17 protein-coding genes are annotated in these 19869 nt (G+C 64.2%); 10 read left to right on the plus strand and 7 right to left on the minus strand.

Annotation, left to right across the window (positions count from 1 at the left end; all coding sequences use genetic code 11):
* Window positions 1-105: 105 nt before the first annotated feature.
* Window positions 106-1143: a glycosyltransferase family 2 protein gene (locus TP2_RS02695; protein ID WP_038072972.1), complete on the minus strand. Its 1038-nt coding sequence runs from the start codon at window positions 1141-1143 to the stop codon at window positions 106-108.
* 187 nt (window positions 1144-1330) lie between these two features.
* On the minus strand, window positions 1331-3649 hold the full coding sequence (locus TP2_RS18170; RefSeq protein ID WP_084713811.1) for a glycosyltransferase family 2 protein: 2319 nt from the start codon (window positions 3647-3649) through the stop codon (window positions 1331-1333).
* A gap of 179 nt (window positions 3650-3828) precedes the next feature.
* Between TP2_RS18170 and TP2_RS02705 the strand changes: the two genes are divergently transcribed.
* Window positions 3829-6051, plus strand: coding sequence for a hypothetical protein (locus TP2_RS02705; protein WP_038072973.1), 2223 nt, complete (start codon window positions 3829-3831; stop codon window positions 6049-6051).
* A gap of 609 nt (window positions 6052-6660) precedes the next feature.
* Here the strand turns inward: TP2_RS02705 and infC are convergent.
* Window positions 6661-7152: a translation initiation factor IF-3 gene (gene infC / locus TP2_RS02710; protein ID WP_240473691.1), complete on the minus strand. Its 492-nt coding sequence runs from the start codon at window positions 7150-7152 to the stop codon at window positions 6661-6663.
* A gap of 277 nt (window positions 7153-7429) precedes the next feature.
* Here infC and TP2_RS02715 point away from each other — a divergent pair, with 277 nt between their 5' ends.
* The 5 genes from TP2_RS02715 (at window position 7430) to cysK (ending at window position 12973) form a co-directional block, all read left to right on the plus strand.
* Window positions 7430-8422, plus strand: a complete 993-nt coding sequence (locus TP2_RS02715) for a hypothetical protein (protein WP_051692130.1) — start codon at window positions 7430-7432, stop codon at window positions 8420-8422.
* Between the two features lie 124 nt (window positions 8423-8546).
* Window positions 8547-9227, plus strand: coding sequence for an FAD-binding oxidoreductase (locus TP2_RS02720; RefSeq protein ID WP_038072975.1), 681 nt, complete (start codon window positions 8547-8549; stop codon window positions 9225-9227).
* Between the two features lie 129 nt (window positions 9228-9356).
* Complete coding sequence (gene ctaA, locus TP2_RS02725; protein ID WP_038072976.1) at window positions 9357-10511, plus strand: heme A synthase; 1155 nt, start codon at window positions 9357-9359, stop codon at window positions 10509-10511.
* Window positions 10508-11974, plus strand: coding sequence for a carboxypeptidase M32 (locus TP2_RS02730; RefSeq protein ID WP_038072977.1), 1467 nt, complete (start codon window positions 10508-10510; stop codon window positions 11972-11974). Before ctaA ends, TP2_RS02730 begins: the two co-directional genes overlap by 4 nt.
* A gap of 33 nt (window positions 11975-12007) precedes the next feature.
* Window positions 12008-12973, plus strand: coding sequence for a cysteine synthase A (cysK, locus tag TP2_RS02735; RefSeq protein ID WP_038072978.1), 966 nt, complete (start codon window positions 12008-12010; stop codon window positions 12971-12973).
* Window positions 12974-12988: 15 nt separating this feature from the next.
* Here the strand turns inward: cysK and TP2_RS02740 are convergent, their stop codons facing one another.
* Window positions 12989-14842, minus strand: coding sequence for an ABC-F family ATP-binding cassette domain-containing protein (locus TP2_RS02740; RefSeq protein WP_038072982.1), 1854 nt, complete (start codon window positions 14840-14842; stop codon window positions 12989-12991).
* 261 nt (window positions 14843-15103) lie between these two features.
* Between TP2_RS02740 and ndk the strand changes: the two genes are divergently transcribed.
* A complete protein-coding gene (ndk, locus tag TP2_RS02745) occupies window positions 15104-15526 on the plus strand; it encodes a nucleoside-diphosphate kinase (protein WP_038072983.1) in 423 nt (140 codons plus the stop codon).
* 6 nt (window positions 15527-15532) lie between these two features.
* On the opposite strand, the gene TP2_RS02750 is transcribed toward ndk, so the two are convergent.
* The 3 genes from TP2_RS02750 to TP2_RS02755 all read right to left on the minus strand — a co-directional run bounded on the left by TP2_RS02750 (window position 15533) and on the right by TP2_RS02755 (window position 16888).
* Entirely contained in the window at window positions 15533-15892 is a 360-nt protein-coding gene (locus TP2_RS02750) for a TfoX/Sxy family DNA transformation protein (RefSeq protein WP_038072985.1), read from the minus strand.
* 159 nt (window positions 15893-16051) lie between these two features.
* Complete coding sequence (locus TP2_RS18955) at window positions 16052-16186, minus strand: hypothetical protein (RefSeq protein ID WP_276202120.1); 135 nt, start codon at window positions 16184-16186, stop codon at window positions 16052-16054.
* Window positions 16187-16399: 213 nt separating this feature from the next.
* The gene (locus TP2_RS02755) at window positions 16400-16888 is read right to left on the minus strand and encodes an RrF2 family transcriptional regulator (RefSeq protein WP_038072986.1); all 489 of its coding nucleotides are present in this window, start codon (window positions 16886-16888) and stop codon (window positions 16400-16402) included.
* A 176-nt stretch (window positions 16889-17064) separates the two neighbouring features.
* On the opposite strand from TP2_RS02755, the gene TP2_RS02760 reads away from it, so the two are divergent.
* From TP2_RS02760 to TP2_RS02770, 3 genes are read left to right on the plus strand one after another with little or no spacing between them, the layout of a single operon-like run.
* Window positions 17065-18426, plus strand: coding sequence for an NAD(P)/FAD-dependent oxidoreductase (locus TP2_RS02760; protein ID WP_038072987.1), 1362 nt, complete (start codon window positions 17065-17067; stop codon window positions 18424-18426).
* 11 nt (window positions 18427-18437) lie between these two features.
* On the plus strand, window positions 18438-18794 hold the full coding sequence (locus TP2_RS02765) for a DUF5368 domain-containing protein (RefSeq protein WP_038072989.1): 357 nt from the start codon (window positions 18438-18440) through the stop codon (window positions 18792-18794).
* Between the two features lie 13 nt (window positions 18795-18807).
* Complete coding sequence (locus TP2_RS02770) at window positions 18808-19818, plus strand: SLAC1 anion channel family protein (RefSeq protein WP_038072990.1); 1011 nt, start codon at window positions 18808-18810, stop codon at window positions 19816-19818.
* Window positions 19819-19869: the final 51 nt, after the last annotated feature.

Below are 19869 nucleotides of genomic sequence, written 5' to 3' on the forward strand. Positions count from 1 at the left end.
CAAATGAGGGAGGACTGCGGAAAACTTCCGCCCCTGCGGTGTCCCGGAAACGACAAGTCCTTGGCCTCAATATTGTTTCCCAAAGCGCGACAGTATGAGCGAATTTCAGCCTTGTCTCGCGCGCAGCCCCATCGCCACGATCTGAGCGGCGGCTTCGCGCGGCAACGGGCGGCTTGGGGGACACAGGAGCAGGCGACCAAAGAGCGCGCGATAGGGCTCGTCTTGCATCAGCGCATCGAAGCGTGCGCGCCGCCATGCCACCGACTGGTCATGCAAGCGCGCAAGCTCCACATCCGCCATCAGCTCGGACCGGATCTCACCGGCCGGCGCGTCATAGCGTCGGATTGCCGTTTCCTCGTCGGTGCAGAAATTGCGCTCCACCCAGTAGGACATGTCAAAGGGCTCGGCCTGCCGGTTCGAGCGGCCGCGATCGCATTTCACCACATAGCTCTGCATCGCGCCGAGCGGATAGTGGTTGAGCTGCACCAGCTCGTAGGGGGCGCTGCCCGGAGGCGTGAAGAGCTTCTGGCGTTGGTAAAGCGCGGGCAGCTTGCGTCCCGATCCATCCACCCAGAGCGTGCCCGCGAGCTTGTCGTCTTGTGGAGCGCGCGGACGATGGACGCCGAGCTTGCCATAGGCTCCGTCATTGGCAAAAAGCGTCTTGAATATAGAGGCGCGCCAGGGCCAGAGCATGTCAGGCGGCGCGCAGCGGGTAAACTGCGCGGTGACGGGACGGTCCTCGAACCCGACCACGCCGCAATTGCCGAAAAGCCGCCAGGTCAGAGCGAAGGCCGTCGCCTGCGGCGCCGCCTCGAAGAGCGCCGAAAGCGTCCCATCCCCCGTCTTGATCGTGACGAACTCGTCGACATCGAGCACGGCGACCCAATCGGCCGCTTTCTTCAGTGGATGGTGATCCGCCTGCTTGAGCGCGGCCCATTGCGGGCCTTCCTCCCAAGGCCCCGGATTGGGGACATGGGTCAGCCAACCCAAGGTCTCCAGCCGGTCGAGCATCGCATCGGTACCATCCGAGCAGTCATTTGAAAAAACGAGGAAATCCGTAAACCCGACGGCGCGGTGATGGGCCAGCCATTCGAGCAGGAAAGCCCCTTCGTTCTTCACGGTCGTGATCGCCAGCGCGCGCATGGGCCGACTTTGCCAAGGGGCGTGTGATCAGGCAAGCGCGAAAGCGGGGATCGGGACGCCCGTGATGCCCGGGGCCGCTCCGCGGGGGATATTTGAAGCAGTTGGGGGAAAGGGATCGTCCAGTTCCAACTGCTTCAAATATCCCCGCCGGAGGCATCCTCCATGTGCCACGGGCGCAGGCGGGACTTCAGTGCTCGGCCTCGCCCACATGGCGCACGGTGAAGAAGAAATCAGGCGGCAGGTCGCGTTCATGCAGATCTTCGGGGATCACGTCGGGGCCGGCGTTGAAAACCGCCGAGCCGAAATGATGCAACATCCGCGAGAGCTTTTCGAAGCGCGGCGAGGTCAGGGTCTCGTAGAAGGCGCGCTGGTCGGGCCGCGCCATCAGCTCCTCGATCTTGGCGCGGTGGCAGGCGACGGAATGGGCATGCGCCGCGGCGATCTCGGGATCGGCCATGAGCCGGTCGAACTCGGCCCGTGCCGCGGGCAGCATGCGCTGGATCGAGAGGTCTTCCTCGGCATTGTGGTTCATCCGGAACCAGTAATTGAGCCCCTGGTCGCGATCGACATGGTTCACCCGGCCGCGGTCGCGTTTCACCAGGAAGCTCTCGGCCGAGCGCACCGCGTAATGGTTGAGCTGCACCCAGTCATAGCCAAAGGTCTCGAGCGTCGACCGCCAGCCGTTGCGGAACATCTCGCGCGGCATTGGACGCCCCGAGCCGTTCAGCCAGCGCACCTGATCCCAGAGGTCGGGCACCAGTCCCTTTGGGCGGTGCACGCCGAGCTTCTTGTAGAGGTCGATATTGCGAAACAGCGTCTTGAAGCCCCAGGCCTGATGCGGCTTGCGCACGATCTCGGGGGCGCAGCGAGTGAACTGCCCGGTAATGAAGCTGTCTTCGTAAGGATGCACGTCTCCATTTCCGAAGAGCCGCCAGGTGAGCGAGATCATGTTCGCCTCGCCCATCGCCGCATAGAGCGCATCGAGCGTGCCGTCGCCGATCTTGATATTGATGAACTCGTCGACATCCATGCAGATCGACCAACCCGCATTCTGGATCACCGGTTCATTTTCGGCCGCGGCCAGTGCGCCGTGCTGCGGTTTCATATCGACCATGGTGCGAAACGGGTTGTCGCGGTGCTCGACGATTCCTTTGCGCTGCAACAGCTCCAGCATCGTGTCGGTGCCATCGGTGCAGTCATTGGTGTAGACGAGAAAATCATCCACCCCGATCGCGCGGTGATAGGCGATCCATTCGAGGATGAAGGGGCCTTCGTTCTTCATCGTTGTGACGATGCAGGTGCGGCCCGCCTTGATCGCCTGTTTCGGCGCCTGTTTCACTTTAGAGACCGGCGGGCGGATCGGCTTGAAGCCCCAAACATCGCGGGCGAGATGCAGCAGGCGCTCATCCTCGATCAGCGAGGTCTTGGGGGCGAGTTCTGCCGCCGAATAGCCCGGAACCCGCAGCGCCATCGCGCGCCAGAAGCCGAAGACCTGACCGGGATCGGGTTTGGCATAGCTCACCCGCATCATCCGCCAGGTGTTGTCCAACCCCGCCTTTTCAGGTGCGCAGCCCCAGCGGGCGATGCCGCGTCTTGCGTCGAACTGGCGGCAGATATGGTCGGGGAAACGCTCGGGCTGGCCGTTGCGCACCCGCCAGGGATAGCTGCGCCGACCGACGAGCAAAATCACACCGTTCTTCGCCTCCTGCACGGCGGCGAAGGCGCTGGGCGCATCGGGTTCGCGCTCCATCAGCAGGTCGGTCACGTCGAGCAGCAAAACGGCGGCGGCGCGCGCGAAGAAGCGCCATTTGACGATCTCGAAGATCAGACCCGCACCCAGCGGCGCGCGCCAGGGATCGGGAGCGGGGGGCTCCATCCGGTCCTTGCCCGGCGCGTCGGGGGCGAGAAAAACATGGGATTCGGGGCCAAGGCCGGGCTTGCCCAGCGGCACCGGGCTTTCGAGCACAACCACCGCCATGTCCAGCTCGCGCAGCGCGAGGCCCTCGTCGAGCGCGGCGATAAAATCCGCGCGGGTGCCGGAGGGGCTGTCTTCGGGTGCTCGGTTCAGGATCACGGCGCCGGTCGCCCCGTGGTGGTCGTGATGCCAGCTCAGCCAGTCGAGTACGGTCTCGGGCGTTTCCTCGAGGCGCTGGCCGAAGAGACAGTTGCGGCCCGCGAAGAGAGCCCAATCGGGCGCATCGGCCCTGATCTCGCGCAGCTCGGGCGCACCGTTGGGCGCGCAGGTCGCGATGCGGGTCGGGCCGGTCGGGTCGATCTCATAGAGCCCCATCGTGGCGCCGGCCACGTCGCGCGCCTCGATCAGCCGGGCGGCCCCGTCCACCGGGTCGGGGCATAGCTGATATGTCTCGGAGGGATTGGCGAAGAAAGCGCGCAGGCGCTGGCGCGGACCCTCGGGGCGCTCGTCGGGGATCACGATGGCGTCGAGCAGCGCGGGATCGCCCGCCTGCGCCCGCAATTCCCGCCGGATCACCCGTTCTTCGTCCATCTCGTTCCTCGCCTGCCTGTCGCGACGTGGTAGCACGCCGGCGCGGGCGCGTGAAAGACTGCGCGCGCACAGGTCTCTGATTTCCATTGGAAAAGGGCAAGCTCTCGGGCAGGATGCGGCAAAACCAAGGAAAAGCCGCAAGCGGGCAGAGCCGCGCGGCGAGAGGCGAAGGGCAGCGCATGGCACGGGAACGCGAGGTTGGCACGCTTTGGATCGGCGGCGCGCTGAGCTGGATGGAGCAGCTTTGCCTGAAAAGCTTCGTCGACGCGGGTCAGAAGATCACGCTCTTTTCCTACGAAGACATCCCCAACGTGCCCGAGGGGGTGATCCGGCGCGACGGGCGCGAGGTGCTCGATACTGACGATTTCATCAAGTACGAGAAGAAGGACAGTTTCGCGCTCTTTGCGGATTACTTCCGGATTCACATGATTGCGCAGAATCCGGGGCTGATCTGGATCGACACGGATGTCTATTGCTGGCGCCCGATGGAGTACGAGAGCGACTATGTGATGGGCTATGAGCTGCCCAACTCGAAACGTGTCAACAATGCCGTTCTAGGTCTGCCTGCCGAGAGTGAAATCCTGAAGGATATCATTGGCTTCATGGAGGATCGTTATGCGATCCCGCCATTCCTGAAACCGGCGATGCGAGAAGACTATGCCGCCGCGGCGCGGGCGGGCGAGCCGGTCCATGTGACCCAGCAGCCCTGGGGCGTCTGGGGGCCTATGATGATCTCGCATTTCGTGGAAAAACACGGGTTGCATGATCAGGTGCAGCCGCTCGAGGCTTTCTACCCGGTCACCTTCCGCGAGCGCACGATGATGATCCGCGAGGCCGCGAAGGTCGAGGAGAAGCTGACCGACGAGACGACGGCGCTGCATCTGTGGGCATCGAACAAGCGCGAGCTGGGCCTGCGTTTCAACGGCATTCCGCGTGCCGGGAGTTTCTTCGACAAGCTTCTGAAGAAACACGATATTCGCCCGGAATTTGCACCCATCAAAGGGCGCGCGAAACTGGTCTTCGAGCAAAAGGGCGCGGATCTGGGACTGATCGAGGCGGCAGGGATGTCCGAGCTCTCGTCCATTGCGGATCTGGGGGGCACCTCGCCGGGGCTGGTGCTCGCAGCCCATGACCGCTGGGATTGCGATATCACCCTGATCGACCTGAAACCGAACGGGAAATGGCCCGAGAGCGAGAGCGATTGGGTGGCAGGCTATCGCGCCTATCTGGCCGAGAACGGGGTCGATCCTGAGCGTATCCGCTATGTCGGAAAGGCCGCCGATCTGCGCCCCGTCGATCTGCTGCTGAACCTCTCTGGCTTTGGAGATGTGAACAAGGTCAAGCATTTGAAGCCCGTTCTTGAGGCGGCGCTACATGCTGATAGCAAGATGCTGATGGATGTCCGCAAAGGCTCGGGCAGCTTTCCCTTCCTGCGCGATCACGGCACGAGCGAGATCCTCGAGGAATTCAGCGATGGCGGCGGCGGCAAGCAGATGCGGATCGCCTTTGCCCCGAACCCGCCTGCCGAGCAGGTGAGCGATCCGGGCTGGGCCGAGATCGCGACGCAGCTCGCGGGCAAGGACGGGTTTTATACCGATAACGGGTCGCACAGCTTTCTCTACATCCCGCGTTCGCAGGACACGCTGGTCGTGACCTTCGACAATCTCGACATCGCGATGAACAAGCGCGATACGCGCAGGCCCTGGGGGTTTGAGTTCATCGAGAAGCAGGGCTGGTCGATGCTCGGCGCGATGGCGGGCGGCTGGACCTGGTATCGCGACCCTTGGGTCGGCGACGAGTTCGACCGGCTCGCGGGCGAAGGCTTCTTCGCGCAGTTCAAGCGGGTGGTGTTCTACGGCGCCTCGATGGGCGGCTACGCGGCCTGCGCCTTCTCGGCGGCCTGTCCGGGAGCGGATGTGGTGGCGATCTCGCCGCAATCGACACTCGACAAGTCCGTCGTGCCCTGGGAGACGCGTTACAAGGTGGCTTGGGACAGGGATTTTACCGGCAAATATGGCGATGCGGCGGAGGCGAGCCTCGCAGCGCGTAAGGTGACGATTCTCTACGATCCCTATGAGCCGCTCGATGCGGGCCATGTGGACCGCTTCACCGGGGCAAATGTGATGAAGCTGCGGACGCCGCTTATGGGGCACCGTCTGGGGTCGTCGCTGCATCAGATGGGGTTGCTCAGTCCGATCCTGCTGGCCGCCCTCGATGGCAGTCTCAGCGAGGCGGATTTCCACCGTCGCCTGCGCGCGCGCCGAGACTTCCCGCGCTACCAGCGCGAACTGTTCCAGCGGGCTGTTGCGAAGGGCCACAAGGTGCTTGCCCGGCGCCTTGCCGAGTCGGTTCTCAAGCGCAACGACAACCGGGCGATCCGGCTCGGCCTGCGCGATCTGTGACGGACCTGCGGCGGGTTGTCGCAGATGGGCGGAAAGAACCTGAAACGTCTCGGGCCGATCGTTGAAAAAGGCCTTATTTTCACGGGTTCATCACCGATCTCTGGCTAAAACGTGACCCGGTGTACAACATGTCGCAGTTTAACCGGCTCTCGTTTTGACCTAAGTCAAGTTCAGCACGCAGATACTCCCATATCTACATGTGCATCGGGTTCTTGATCTCCCTGACGCGGCACTGCCGCCGGAACCCGAACAGAGGATCAGACGTTCTCCCTCGTCTTATCCCTAAAATGCGCCGCGGGTCTCCCTCCCGCGGCGCTTTAATTTTCCGGGGTCTGAATTTGGTGGTGAGGGCTGCGCTTGTGCCGCCCCGGGTGGGTCGTGTGCCGCGCTCCTCCTTGGACGGCGCGTTTGCCTAGGCGCGTCGTCGGCGCCGTTGCTGGCGTTCTTGCGGGATAGAGCGATGACCTTGGCCGGGAACAACCCCGCCCGGGGGGCGGGCGCCGGGCTCAGGTCAGAACCGCCATCTCTTGCGGCCTTCTGAACCCGTCGCTCCAAAGACAAAAGCCCTCCCGCAAGGGGAGGGCTTCGAAATCGTCCTGATGGATCGCCTTACTTGGTCGGGCCGATCATCATCACCATCTGGCGGCCTTCGAGCTTGGGCATGCTCTCGACCTTGCCGGCATCGCCGACATCATCGCGCACGCGGTTGAGCAGCTCGAGCCCGAGATTCTGGTGCGCCATCTCGCGACCACGGAAGCGCAGGGTGACCTTCACCTTGTCGCCATTCTCGAGGAACTTCATGACGTTCTTCATCTTGACTTCGTAGTCGTGAACATCCGTACCGGGACGGAATTTCACTTCCTTGATCTCGATGATCTTCTGCTTCTTGCGGGCCTCGGCCTCGCGCTTCTGCTGTTCGTATTTAAACTTGCCGAAATCCATGATCTTGCAGACCGGCGGATTTGCGTTCGGCGAGATTTCCACGAGATCAAGCCCGGCCTCCTCGGCCATGGCCATGGCATCGCGCGGAGAGACGACCCCGACATTCTCGCCATCCGCCCCGATCAGGCGAATTTCAGGGGCGCGGATCCGTCCGTTCACTCGAGGTCCGGTGTCACGGGTCGGCGGGGCGTTATGAGGTCTGCGGGCTATGGTGGAAATCCTTCTGTAGCCATGAGTAATTCAGGCGCGCAAGATAGTCCCGTGCGGGGGCGCTTTCAACCTCAAAGCGCAGGGAACCGGGGGCTTTGCGGGCGCGTTGGGTTTCGCTTGCCTCACAAGCGGGCGCGCGCGAAACCGTGGCGAGAGGTTTCACTCCCGTGCTGACCCGCCGATAACGACGGCACAGTATTTAGGTTCCTGAGAGAGGGTATTTACAATGAACAAGTTTGCCGGACTGGCCGTGGTGGTGGTGGCGATCGCCGCCGGTGTGATTTTCGTGACGACCTCGCAAGAGCCTCAACCCGTCGACCCCGAACCTGCACCGCAAAGCGCGGCCCAGAAGGCGGGCGACGCGCTGCAAAAGGCCGGTGAGTCGGTCAAGGATGCCGCGAGCCAAGCCACGGAGGCTGCCTCGCAGGCCGCCGATGCGGTGAAAGAAAAGGCCGCGGAGATGGTCGATGGCACCAAGAAAGCGGCCTCTGAAGCCGCTGAGGACGCCAAACAAGCGGCACAGGAAAACATGGACGCGGCGAAGGAGGGCGTGACGCAGGCCGTCGATGCCGCCAATGAGGCGGCGCAAAATGCGGGCGATGCTGCGCAGGCCTCGGTCGAGGCGGCGAAGGCCGCCGCCGAGAAGGCGGGCTCGGCTGCGGCAGATGCAGCGCAGGCTGCGACCGACGCGGCGAAGGCCACGATGGATTCGGCCACGCAATCGGCGACCGATGCCGCCAGCGAAGCTGCCGATGCGGCAACCCAGGCCGCCGAAGCGGCGACCGAGGCCGCGAATGCCGCCTCCGACGCCGCCGCTCAGGCGGAGGTCAACGCGAGCGATACCACGACCGAAGGGGCGGCCTCGGCCGCGCAATCGGCCGCCGAAGCCGCCAGCAAGGCCGCCGATGCTGCCTCTGACGCCGCCGCCGCCGCGACGAATGCCGCCGAGACCGCAAGCCAGACCGCCGATACCACCGCCGCCAATGCCCAGACACAGGCCGATGTGACCGGGCAGGGCGCCGTGCCCGGGTTGATGGATGCGGCCAAAGCGCTGACCGTGGACGGTTTCGACGCCGATACGGTCGAGAAGGTGATCGACACTTCGGCTTTGCCCGACGCAACCAAAGCCACGCTCAAGACCGCGGTCGAGAGCGCGCGCGCCAATCCTGAACTGGTCGAGGGCGTCGTCGATCAAGTGCGTGCGGCGCTCGGTCTGTAATCCGCGAAACGCAGTCCGCCAAATGGAGGCCGCGCGGTGTGACCTGCGCGGCCTCTCTCATTGCGCGCTCACCGGAACGTGTTCCCCGCTTGCCGCGTTCGTCCAGCAAAAGAGAGGAGATGACATGAGCACCCGACTGACGCTGACATCCATCGAACCGGTCACCCGCGACACCTATCACCTGAGTTTCCCGCGTCCCGAGGGGTTTGAGTTCGCGCCGGGCCAGGCGGTCGATCTGACCCTCACCCGCGAGGGCTGGACGGACGAGCCGCGCCCGTTCACCTTCACCAACCCCGCTGACGGCGACACGCTCGAATTCGTGATCAAGTCCTATCCCGATCATCAGGGCGTCACCGCGCAAATCGCGACCCTCAAGCCCGGCGAGGTGGTCGAGATTTCGGACCCATGGGGCGCGATCGAGGACAAGGGGCCCGGCACTTTCATTGCAGGCGGGGCAGGGGTCACACCCTTCATCGCCATCCTGCGCGCGCGTCTGGCCCGAGAGGGCAAGCTGGAGGGGTGCCGGCTGATTTTCTCGAACAAGACCGAGGCCGACATCATCCTGCGCAAGGAATTCGAGGCGATGGAGGGGCTCGAGACCGTCTGGACCGTCACCGATCAGAAGGATCCCGACGCGGGTGTCTGTACGGCGATGATCGACCGCGCCTTTCTCGCGCCCTACGCGGAAAAGGAAAGCGGCAAGTTCTATATCTGCGGGCCCGATGCGATGGTCGAGGAGATTGAAGCGACGCTTGAAGCGCTTGGCGTCGAAAAGGACCGTATCATCCGCGAAGACTTTTCCTGAGCGCGCCCGGCATCGCCAGACGATCCACGCGCCACGCCGCCCCCTTGCCCCCGGTGAGGGGGCGGCCTAGTTTGCCTTGCGCTAAATAGCCAAGAACAGGCGCAGACAAAAAGCCGGGGGCCCGCACGCATGAGCCAGAAACGCAGCATCTTCGAAGAGGTCGGAACGCAGGGCGCCACGACACGAGCCGAACCCGCAGGTGGCATGATCGACGCCAAGCCGCGCGGTGCCCGCAAGGCGATCCGGCTGTGGCTCTTCGTCCTGTTCACGTTGGTCGTTGCGATGATCGCGGTGGGGGGCGCCACGCGGCTCACCGATAGCGGTCTGTCGATCACCGAATGGAAGCCGATCTCGGGGGCGATCCCGCCGATGAGCGATGCGGATTGGCAGGCCGAATTCACCAATTACAAGGCCAGCCCCCAGTTCAAATACATGAACCCCGACATGACCGTGTCCGAGTTCAAGGGCATTTTCTGGTGGGAATGGGGGCATCGTCAGCTTGGCCGCTTCGTTGGGATCGTCTGGTTCCTTGGCTTCCTCGGCTTCTGGCTGACGAAGAAGATCCCGCCGGGCTGGACGGGCCGGCTGTTCTCGCTCGGGGTCCTGGGGGGGCTGCAAGGCGCGATCGGCTGGTGGATGGTCTCCTCCGGTCTCGTGGGCCGGATGACTTCGGTCGCGTCCTACCGGCTTGCGACCCATCTGGGGCTCGCCTTCATCATTCTGGGGCTGATCGCTTGGTTCGCCGTGCAGCTCTCGCGTCCGCAATCGGAACTGCTGCAAGCGCGGCGTCTGGCCGAGCCGAAACTCGGCCGGATCGGGGCGGTGTTGATCGGTCTGGTCTTCGTGCAGATCATCCTCGGCGCGCTGACGGCGGGGATCGACGCGGGGCTCGCCTTCCCGACATGGCCCTCGATGAACGGTCAGTTCCTGCCCTCGGAAAGCTTCGACTACACGCCGCTTTGGCGCAATTTCTTCGAGAACCCGGCACTGGTGCAGTTCAATCACCGGATTGTCGGGTACCTGGTTTTCCTTCTCGGCCTCTACGCCGCCTGGCGCGCGCGCAGCTCTGCCCATCAGAGCACGCGCGAGGCCTATGCGCTGGCCGCCGCGATGATCTTCTTCCAGATGATTCTGGGCATCACCACCGCGCTTGAGCTGGTCCACTACTGGTGGCTTGGTCTGATCCACCAGTTCGGCGCTGTCATCACCTGGGTCCTCGTGATCCGCGCGCGTCACACGGCGCGCTATCCTGTCATTCGTTCCATCCGGGAGGGCCGCGCATGAGCGCCTATCAGGAATTGATCGCGCATCAGCGCGAAACCGAGGCGCTGAACAATATCGCGGGGCTCCTGAGCTGGGATCAGGAAGTGATGATGCCGCGCGGGGCTGCCGATCAGCGCGCCGAGGAGATGGCCGCGATCGAGAGCGTTCTGCACGCCCGCCGCACCGATCCGAAGATCGAGGACTGGCTGGCCCGCGCCGAAGCGAATGATGAGGTCAGCGCCCGCATGCTCGACCTGATCGGGCGCAGCTATAACCGCGCGACCCGCATTCCCGCGCGACTGGCCACGGAACTGGCGCGGATCACCTCGCTCAGCCAGGGGATCTGGGCCGAGGCGCGCGCGAATGAAGATGCCTCCGCCTTCCTGCCGACGCTTGAAGAAGTGGTGCGGCTCAAGCGCGAGGAGGCGGAATGCCTCTCCGAGGGCGATCTCTACGATGCGCTGCTCGACGATTACGAACCGGGTGCCACCGCGAAGGAAATCGCCGCGATCTTCGACAAGATGCGCGGCCCGCTGGTGGAGTTGCGCGATCGCGTGCTGGGCTCCGAGGTCGAACCGCAACCGCTCGACAAGGTCTTCCCGGAAAACGCGCAGCTGCGGCTGGCCAGGATCTGCGCCACCGCCTTCGGCTATGACTGGACGCGCGGGCGGCTGGATATGTCGGTGCACCCGTTCTCTTCGGGCGGCGGCGACGATGCGCGCATCACCACCCGGATCTCGGAATCCGACCCGTTCGGCAATATCTACTCGACCATCCACGAGGTCGGCCACGCCACCTACGAACAGGCGATCGACCCGGCCTACCGCTTCACCCCGCTGGGCCACGGCGTCTCGATGGGCGTGCATGAAAGCCAGAGCCGGATCTGCGAGAACCAGCTCGGCCGCTCGGCTCCCTTTACCGGCTGGCTGCACCATCGCATGAGCGACGCTTTCGGCGATCTCGGGATCGACGCGCAGGCCTTCCATGCGTTGGTGAACCGCGTCGAAATGGGCTTCATCCGCACGGAATCGGACGAGCTGAACTACAACCTCCACATCATGCTGCGCTTCGATCTGGAGCGCGACCTGATCGCGGGCAAGCTCGAGGTGGCCGATCTCGAAGAGGCGTGGAACACGCGTTTCAAGGACGATTTCGGCGTGACCGTCACCAAGCCCTCGCAGGGTTTCCTGCAGGATGTGCATTGGTCGGTGGGCCTCTTCGGCTATTTCCCGACCTATGCTCTGGGCAATGTCTATGCGGGCTGCCTCAATCAGGCGATGCGCGCGGCCGTCCCTGAGATCGACGCGCGTCTGGCCGAGGGCGATGCAAGCCCCGCGAAAGCCTGGCTCGACCAGAACCTGCGCGTCTTCGGCGGCCTGCGCCCCCCGCGCGACACGATCCGCCATGCCTGCGGGTTCGAGCCCAACGAGGGCCCGCTACTGGCCTATCTGACCGAGAAGTTCGAAGGCATCTACAACCTCTGAGCGCGTCCCGCGCTCCCCCGGAAAGGACACCTGATGGCCCGTATCTTTGACGATAATTCGCTCAGCATCGGGAATACGCCGCTGGTGCGCCTCAACCGGATCACGGAGGGGGCGGGGGCGACGATCCTCGCCAAGATCGAGGCACGCAACCCGGCCTGGTCGGTGAAATGCCGGGTCGGCGCGAACATGATCTGGGATGCGGAGGAGCGCGGCATCCTCGGCCCCGGGAAAGAGATCGTCGAGCCCACCTCGGGCAATACCGGCATCGCGCTTGCCTTCGTCGCGGCCTCGCGCGGCATCCCGATCACGCTGACCATGCCCGACACAATGAGCGTCGAGCGGCGCAAGCTGCTGCTCGCTTACGGCGCGAAACTGGTGCTGACCGAGGGCGCGAAGGGCATGGCCGGCGCGATCGCCAAGGCCGAGGAGATCACCGCCTCCGATCCTGACCGTTATGTGCTGCTGCAGCAGTTCAAGAACCCCGCGAACCCGGATATCCACGCCAAGACCACCGGCCCCGAGATTTTCGAGGATACCGGTGGGGTGGTCGATATTTTCGTGGCGGGCGTCGGGACAGGCGGCACGATCACCGGCGTCTCGCGCTATCTCAAGCATGAGAAGGGCCTGCCGGTGATCTCCGTCGCGGTCGAGCCCGAGGCGAGCCCCGTGCTCAGCCAGGCCCGCGCGGGCGTGGCGCTGAAACCCGGCCCGCATAAGATCCAGGGCATCGGGGCGGGGTTCGTTCCGGAAGTGCTCGACATGGATCTGGTCGACCGGATCGAGACGGTCAGCAATGACGCGGCGATCGAGACCGCCCGGCGGCTGGCCCGCGAAGAGGGCATTTTGGCGGGCATCTCCTGCGGCGCGGCCACGGCGGCGGCGTTGCGGCTGGCGCATGAGCCTGAAAACGCGGGCAAAACCATCGTCGTTCTGCTGCCCGATTCCGGCGAGCGCTACCTGTCTTCGCCTCTGTTCGAGGGCATGTTCGACGAGGCCTGAGCGAACGGGCCGGGCTCAGCCCTGTTCGGCCGCCTCGAGCTTTTCCAAAGCCGCCATCCACAGCGCTTCGGCCCGCTCCATCGCCTGCGTGGCCTCGGCATGCTTGGCCTGCCAGACCGCGAGGTCAGACGCCTTGCCCGCCTCGTAAAGCGCCGGGTCCGCCAGTTTCGCGTCGAGCTTTTCCAGCATTTCGGTCAGCTTCTCGACCCGCGCCTCGCAATCGCGCAGCTCGCGCTTGAGCGCGCTCATCGCATCGCGTGAGGGTTTGGCGGGCTTGGGCGCCGCCGCTTTCGCCGCGCGTTCCTCGGGGGCAGGGGCCAGCAGCTCCGCCCGGTAGCTCTCCAGATCGCCCTGATAGGGCGCAACCGCGCCGCCTTTCACCAACCACAGCCGGTCCGCGACCAGCCCCAGCAGGTGCATGTCGTGGCTGACCAGAACCACCGCGCCGGAATATTCGGTCAGCGCCGTCACCAGCGCCTCGCGGCTCTCGATATCGAGGTGGTTCGTGGGCTCGTCGAGGATCAGCAGATGGGGCGCGTCCAGCGTGGCCAGCAGTAGCGACAGCCGCGCTTTCTGCCCGCCCGAGAGCTTGCCCACCGCCGTCTCCGCCTGATCGGCCCCGAGGCCAAACCCCGCCAGCCGCGCACGCAGCTTGGACGGATGCTCTTCGGGGCGCTCGCGCTGCAAGTGGGTCAGGGGCGTCTCGCCCAGATCCAGCTCGTCCACCTGATGCTGCGCGAAATAGCCGATCCGCAGCTTGGACGAGCGCGTGATCTTGCCCTCCATCACCTCAAGTTTGTCCGCCAAGAGCTTGGAAAGCGTTGATTTTCCCTCGCCATTGCGTCCCAGAAGCGCGATCCGGTCATCTTGGTCGATCCGCAGGTTCAACCGCTTGAGGATCGCGGGCCCGCCATAGCCCACGGCGGCCCCTTCCATCGCGATGATCGGGGGTGAGAGCTGTTCGGGCTCGGGGAAGGTGAAGACCTGCTTCGCGGCCTCCTCGGGCGCGGTGATCGGCTCCATCTTCTCGAGCATCTTGACCCGCGCCTGCGCCTGCTTGGCCTTGGTGGCCTTGGCGCGGAAGCGATCGACGAAACTCTGAAGATGGGCGCGACGCGCCTCCTGCTTCTTGGCCTGCGCCGCCTGCGCCTCGCGCCGCAGCCTGCGCGTGCGCGCGAATGTGTCGTAGCCGCCCTGATAAAGCGTCAGCTGCTTGTCCTCGAGATGCAGGATCGCGCCCACGGCCCGGTTCAGCAGGTCTCGGTCGTGGCTGATGACGATCACGGTGTGCGGATAGCGCGCCAGATATTGCTCGAGCCAGAGCGCCCCTTCGAGATCGAGATAGTTCGTCGGTTCGTCCAGCAGCAGTAGGTCAGGCTGGGCGAACAGAACGCCCGCCAAGGCAACGCGCATCCGCCAGCCGCCGGAGAAATCCGAACAGGGGCGCTGCTGCGCCTCCGTATCGAACCCCAGCCCGCGCAGAATAGAGGAGGCCCGCGCCTCGCCCGACCAGGCGTCGATATCGGTCAGTCGCGCATGCACCTCAGCGATGCGATGCGGATCGGTCGCGCTCTCGGCCTCGGTAAGCAGGCTTGCGCGCTCCTCATCGGCGGCCAGCACCGTATCCAGAAGCGAGGTCGAGGAGGACGGCACTTCCTGCGCGACACCGCCCACCTTGGCGCGCGAGGGCAGGGAGATCTCGCCCCCGTCCAGCGTCAGCTCGCCCCGGATCAGCCGGAACAGCGTGGTTTTGCCCGTGCCATTGGGGCCAACAAGACCGACCTTGTGGCCCTCGGGGATCGTGGCGGAGGCGCCTGCGAACAGCGGGCGGCCCTCGATCGAGAAGGAGATATCGGAGATGCGCAACATGAGGCCTGACTTGGCGCAGGGCTGGCGCACAGTCAATCGCCCCCCTTCTTCTTGATAAAAATATCTCCGCCGGAGGCATCCCTCGCGTGCCACGCGCACCGGGCTGCGATTTGCATGCCCGTTGACCAGATGGTCACATTTTCACGCCAATCTCCCCGTGATCGCCTTTTAGAGGGCTTTTCAACTCACGCCCCTCGTGATAGCAGGCGCGGGATATTTCGGACCGGATTTCCGGCCGCGAACACTAGGAAAGGGTCAAACATGGCCATCGAACGCACGCTGAGCATCATCAAACCCGACGCGACCAAGCGCAACCTCACCGGCAAGATCAATGCCAAGTTCGAGGAAGCTGGCCTGCGCATCGTCGCGCAAAAGCGCATCAAGCTGTCCATGGAGCAGGCCGGCAAGTTCTATGAAGTCCACAAGGAACGCCCCTTCTACGGCGAGCTGTGCGAATTCATGGCATCCGAGCCGGTCGTCGTGCAGGTGCTCGAGGGTGAAGGCGCGATCGCGAAGAACCGCGAAGTGATGGGCGCGACCAACCCGGCCGATGCGGCCGATGGCACGATCCGCAAGGAATTCGCTCTCTCGGTCGGCGAGAACTCGGTGCACGGCTCCGACGCTCCGGAAACCGCCGCGAAAGAGATCTCCTTCTTCTTCTCGGGTCTCGAGATCGTCGGCTGATCCGGCCTAGCGCTTTTCGCGCAGACCAATCTCATCGAGGGCCGCGTCCAGCCGGGCGCGGCCTTTCTCTTTGCTTGGTGCGGTGTTGGCGCCCTGCGCCGCGACGCGTGCCTTGAGTGCGTCGAACTTCACACGGAACGCTTCTTTCTCGGCGCCTCGGCAATCGTTCCAGGGGCGGCCCTGAAGGGCCATGTGCAGCGCATAGTAGCCGATGAAATGGGGTGGGTTGCCGCTCGCGAGCCAGACCTCGTAAGCGGCCTCGGCACCGATCGCGCGCAGCTCCTCGGCCGAGGTGATGCCTGCGCGCGCAAAGCCTTCGGCAATCGCCGGGCCAATGCCTTTGATCGAGGTAAGGGGGCTCGCCATCGGATCATGCGCTCACTGTGAGGGGATGACCAGTCTGGGGCCGGTTTCCGCGCCGCGCAAGGGGCGGCGCAGAGGCATGTTCGGGGCTCGTGTGCGCTGAAGCGGTGTCCGCTGCAGGCCGATCTCACATCGGCGTGGTCGCGTCACGAGAGGTAGGGGTCAGATCGACGCCCAGTCGTTGAAGACGGTGCCGCCTTGCTGGTTCGACGTGCTACCCTGTCCCTGCTGCTGGCTGGGACGCGGAGCGCCGCCTTGCTGTTGTTGGCCCGATTGGCTGCCCGATTGCTGTTGCATGACCTTATGCCTCATTGTGAGTCGCGTTGACGGGAGGTCCCGCTTCTGATGCGACAAGTAGACACAGGCTCTCGTGAGGAAAAGGGGCGGTCAAGCGAAACTGAATTCTGTTCGCGTTCGCGTGATCGGGTGTCATGCAACTGTGACAAAGCCGCCACGAAATCATGGCTAAACCCAATGAAACAGGGGCGTTTCGAACGAAGCAGTCCGAAATCAGAGCGTCTTGGGGGCGCTCTCTTTCGTGCCGCAGATCGAGATTTGCATCGCGCCGGGCAGGCTGAGCATCGACTCGAGCGCGGTATTGTCCTCGACCAGATCGGCCAGGGTCTTGCGATCGAGCGCTTCGTAGAAGGCTTCGAGCGCCTCGGACAGCGCCTCGCGGAACAGGCAGGCATTGCGCAGCGGGCACGTGTTCGCGTCGGGGTCGAAACATTCGGCGAAAGGCAGACCCGCCTCAAAGGCGCGCAGCACGTCGCCAACGCCGATCTCGGTGTCGGGGCGCGCCAGTTGCATCCCGCCCGAGCGGCCGCGCTGGGTTTCGATAAACCCTTTCTGCGCCAAGGTATTGATTACTTGGGCCAGATGGTTCTCGGAGGCGTTGCAGGCCTCGGCGATATCGTGTTTGCGCACGATCTTTCCAGGGTTGACCGCGCAGAACATCAAAACGCGCATCGCGAGGTTGGTACGTGTGGTCAGGCGCATGGATTCTCCTCCGAGGTCACGCCGCCGTGATATAGGTCAATCCGGGATGTGGATTTGATTTATGTCAGGTCCGCGGAAAAAAGATGCATCGCGGATGCGTCCTTTTGTCAGGCTCACGCCTCTCGGAAAATTGAATACATGCGCATACCGGAATATGTCCGAGGGAGAAAATCGGTATGGTTAAAGACGTTTTCAGCCCGTCGCGGCGGGGTTTTCTGGGTCTGGCTGGCGGAGCTGCGGCACTGAGCGCGATGGGCGCGGCCAAACCCGCGACCGCTGCGGTCCAGACCAACGCGCGCATCGTGATCGTGGGCTCTGGGGCCGCGGGCACGGGGCTCGTGAACCGGCTCGTGCAGCGCCTCGACGGTGCGCAGATCACCATCATCGACGGGCGCAAGCAGCATTACTATCAGCCGGGCTTTACCCTGATCGCCGCCGGTCTGAAACAGGCCAGCTACTCGGTGTCGAACACGGCCGACTGGCACCCTTCGGGCGTGAACTGGGTCGAGGATTACGCCGCCGAGATCGACCCCGAGGCGCAGCGCGTCACCACGCAGGGCGGCGAGAAGATCGAGTATGACTACCTCGTCGTCGCCACCGGCCTGAAGCTGAACTGGGCGGGCATCGAGGGTTTCGAGCTCGACCAGGTCGGCCAGAATGGCATCGGCGCGGTCTATGCCGGCCCCGAATACGCCGCGAAGACCTGGGAGGCGATGGACCGCTTCACCGACAAGGGGGGCGTGGCGCTCTTCGGCCGCCCGGCGACCGAGATGAAATGCGCGGGCGCGCCGCTGAAATACACCTTCCTGACCGACGATTACCTGCGCAAGAAGGGCACCCGTGAGGACAGCCAGATCATCTACGCCGCCAATAACGGGGGGCTGTTCTCAGTCCCGGTGGTGAACGAGAAGGTCAAGCTGCTGTTCGGCGAGCGCGGCTTCGAGACCCGCACCCATCACATTCTCACGGGCATCGACGCAGGCACCCGCGAGGCCTATTTCCGCACCCCCGAGCAACATTCGGTGGACGCCAACGGCATCGTCACCGTGACGCCTGCGACCGAGCAGAAGATCGCTTTCGATTTCACCAACGTCATCCCGCCGATGATCGCCCCCGACGTGGTGCGCGAGTCGGGCCTTGCCTGGGAAGACAAATGGGTCGGCCAGGGCTGGCTCGAGGTCGATCAGGAGACCCTGCGCCACCGCCGTTACCCCAATGTGTTCGGCCTCGGCGATATCGCGGGCGTGCCGAAGGGCAAGACGGCTGCGTCGGTCAAATGGCAGATCCCGGTGGTCGAGGATCACCTCGTCGCCTCGATCGAGGGCCGTGACGGTACCGAGATCTATAACGGCTATACCTCGTGCCCGCTGATCACCAAGGTCGGCCGCGCGATGCTGGTCGAGTTCGACTACCAGAACCGCCTGACGCCCTCCTTCCCGGGCGTGATCGCGCCGCTCGAAGAGCTGTGGATCTCGTGGCTGATGAAGGAAATCGCGCTCAAACCCACCTATAACGCGATGCTGCGCGGCAAGGCGTAAGGAGACGAACGATGAAACAACTCACCTTTGAAACCCTGATCGCCGTCTTCGAGGAGATCTTCGGGCGCGGCCTGTTCTGGGCCATGGTCGTCACCGCCGCGGTGATCACGATCGCCTATCTCTACGTGTTGATCCGCGACCGCCACCTCTCGGCGCGCAAGTTCCTGCTGGCGCAGATGTTCATGCCGATGGGGGCCGTCGCCTCGGTGATCTTCGTGCAGACCGTCACCCATTCGAGCTTCGCCGATATCGGCGGTCCGGTGGACTGGATCGTGCTGCTCGGTGTCGCAGGGGCAGGGGCCGTCGGAACGGCTATTCTGGTCTACACAATTCAGTCCCTGACCAAGGGCCGGCAAACCGCCGAATGAAACGGAGAGCGCAATGAGCACGCAAGTCGAAGCGAGTGCCGAGCATAACCGGCTCGAGCATTTCCCGATCACCTTCTATGCCACCACGATGGGGCTGGGCGGCTTCACCCTGGCGCTGCGCGCCGCGGCGAAACCGCTCGGGCTCGGGCCGATGCCCTATCAGGTGATGTTCGTCGTCACGGCCGCTGTTTTCGTGCTCATTTCGCTCTTCTACCTTCTCAAGGCACTCAAGCACCCCAAGGCTGTCTCGGGCGAATGGCATCATCCGATCCGGCTGTCCTTCTTCCCGACCATCGCGATCTCGCTTCTTTTGCTGGCGATCATCGCAATGACGGTGTCGAAGCCTCTGGCGCTCTCGCTGTGGCTGGTCGGGACCACACTGCAGGGCCTGATGATGCTGGCCGTGTTGACGAACTGGATCGGGACGCGCTCTTTCATGCATGGCCATCTCAACCCCGCCTGGTTCATCCCGGCGGTGGGCAATGTGATCGTGCCGGTTGCGGGGGCGCAGCTCGGCTTCACCGAGATCAGCTGGATCTTCTTCTCGGCTGGGATGATCTTCTGGCTGATCCTGCTGACGCTGGTCTTCAACCGGCTCGTGTTCCACGACCCGCTGCCGGGGCGTCTGCAGCCGACGCTGGTGATCCTCGTGGCTCCGCCCGCGGTGGCGTTCATCGCCTGGCTGCGCCTGACCGCCGAGCCGATCCTGCCCGGCGCGACCGAGGTTCATGGCGTCGATCCCTTCGCACATATCCTGCTGTCGCTCGCCTATGTTTTCGCCGCGCTGGTGGCGGTGCAGGTGCCGCGCATCCTGCGGCTGCCCTTCGCGATGAGCTTCTGGGCGCTGAGCTTTCCGCTCGCTGCACTGACCATTGCGACCTTCCTGCAAGGGGAGCTTACGCAGTCGCAGGCACATGTGCGGATCGGGACGGCCTTCCTCGTGATGCTGACCTTGCTGATCGTGGGGTTGGTGGCGCGCACGGTGATCGGCATCACTCGCGGCGAGATCTGCCAGCCCGAGTAATCCGGGATACCTTTTTCCGTCGAGAGAGGGGTGGGCTCAGGCCTGCCCCTT

Origin of the sequence: Thioclava pacifica DSM 10166, from assembly GCF_000714535.1 — a bacterium.
GTDB classification, from domain to species: domain Bacteria; phylum Pseudomonadota; class Alphaproteobacteria; order Rhodobacterales; family Rhodobacteraceae; genus Thioclava; species Thioclava pacifica.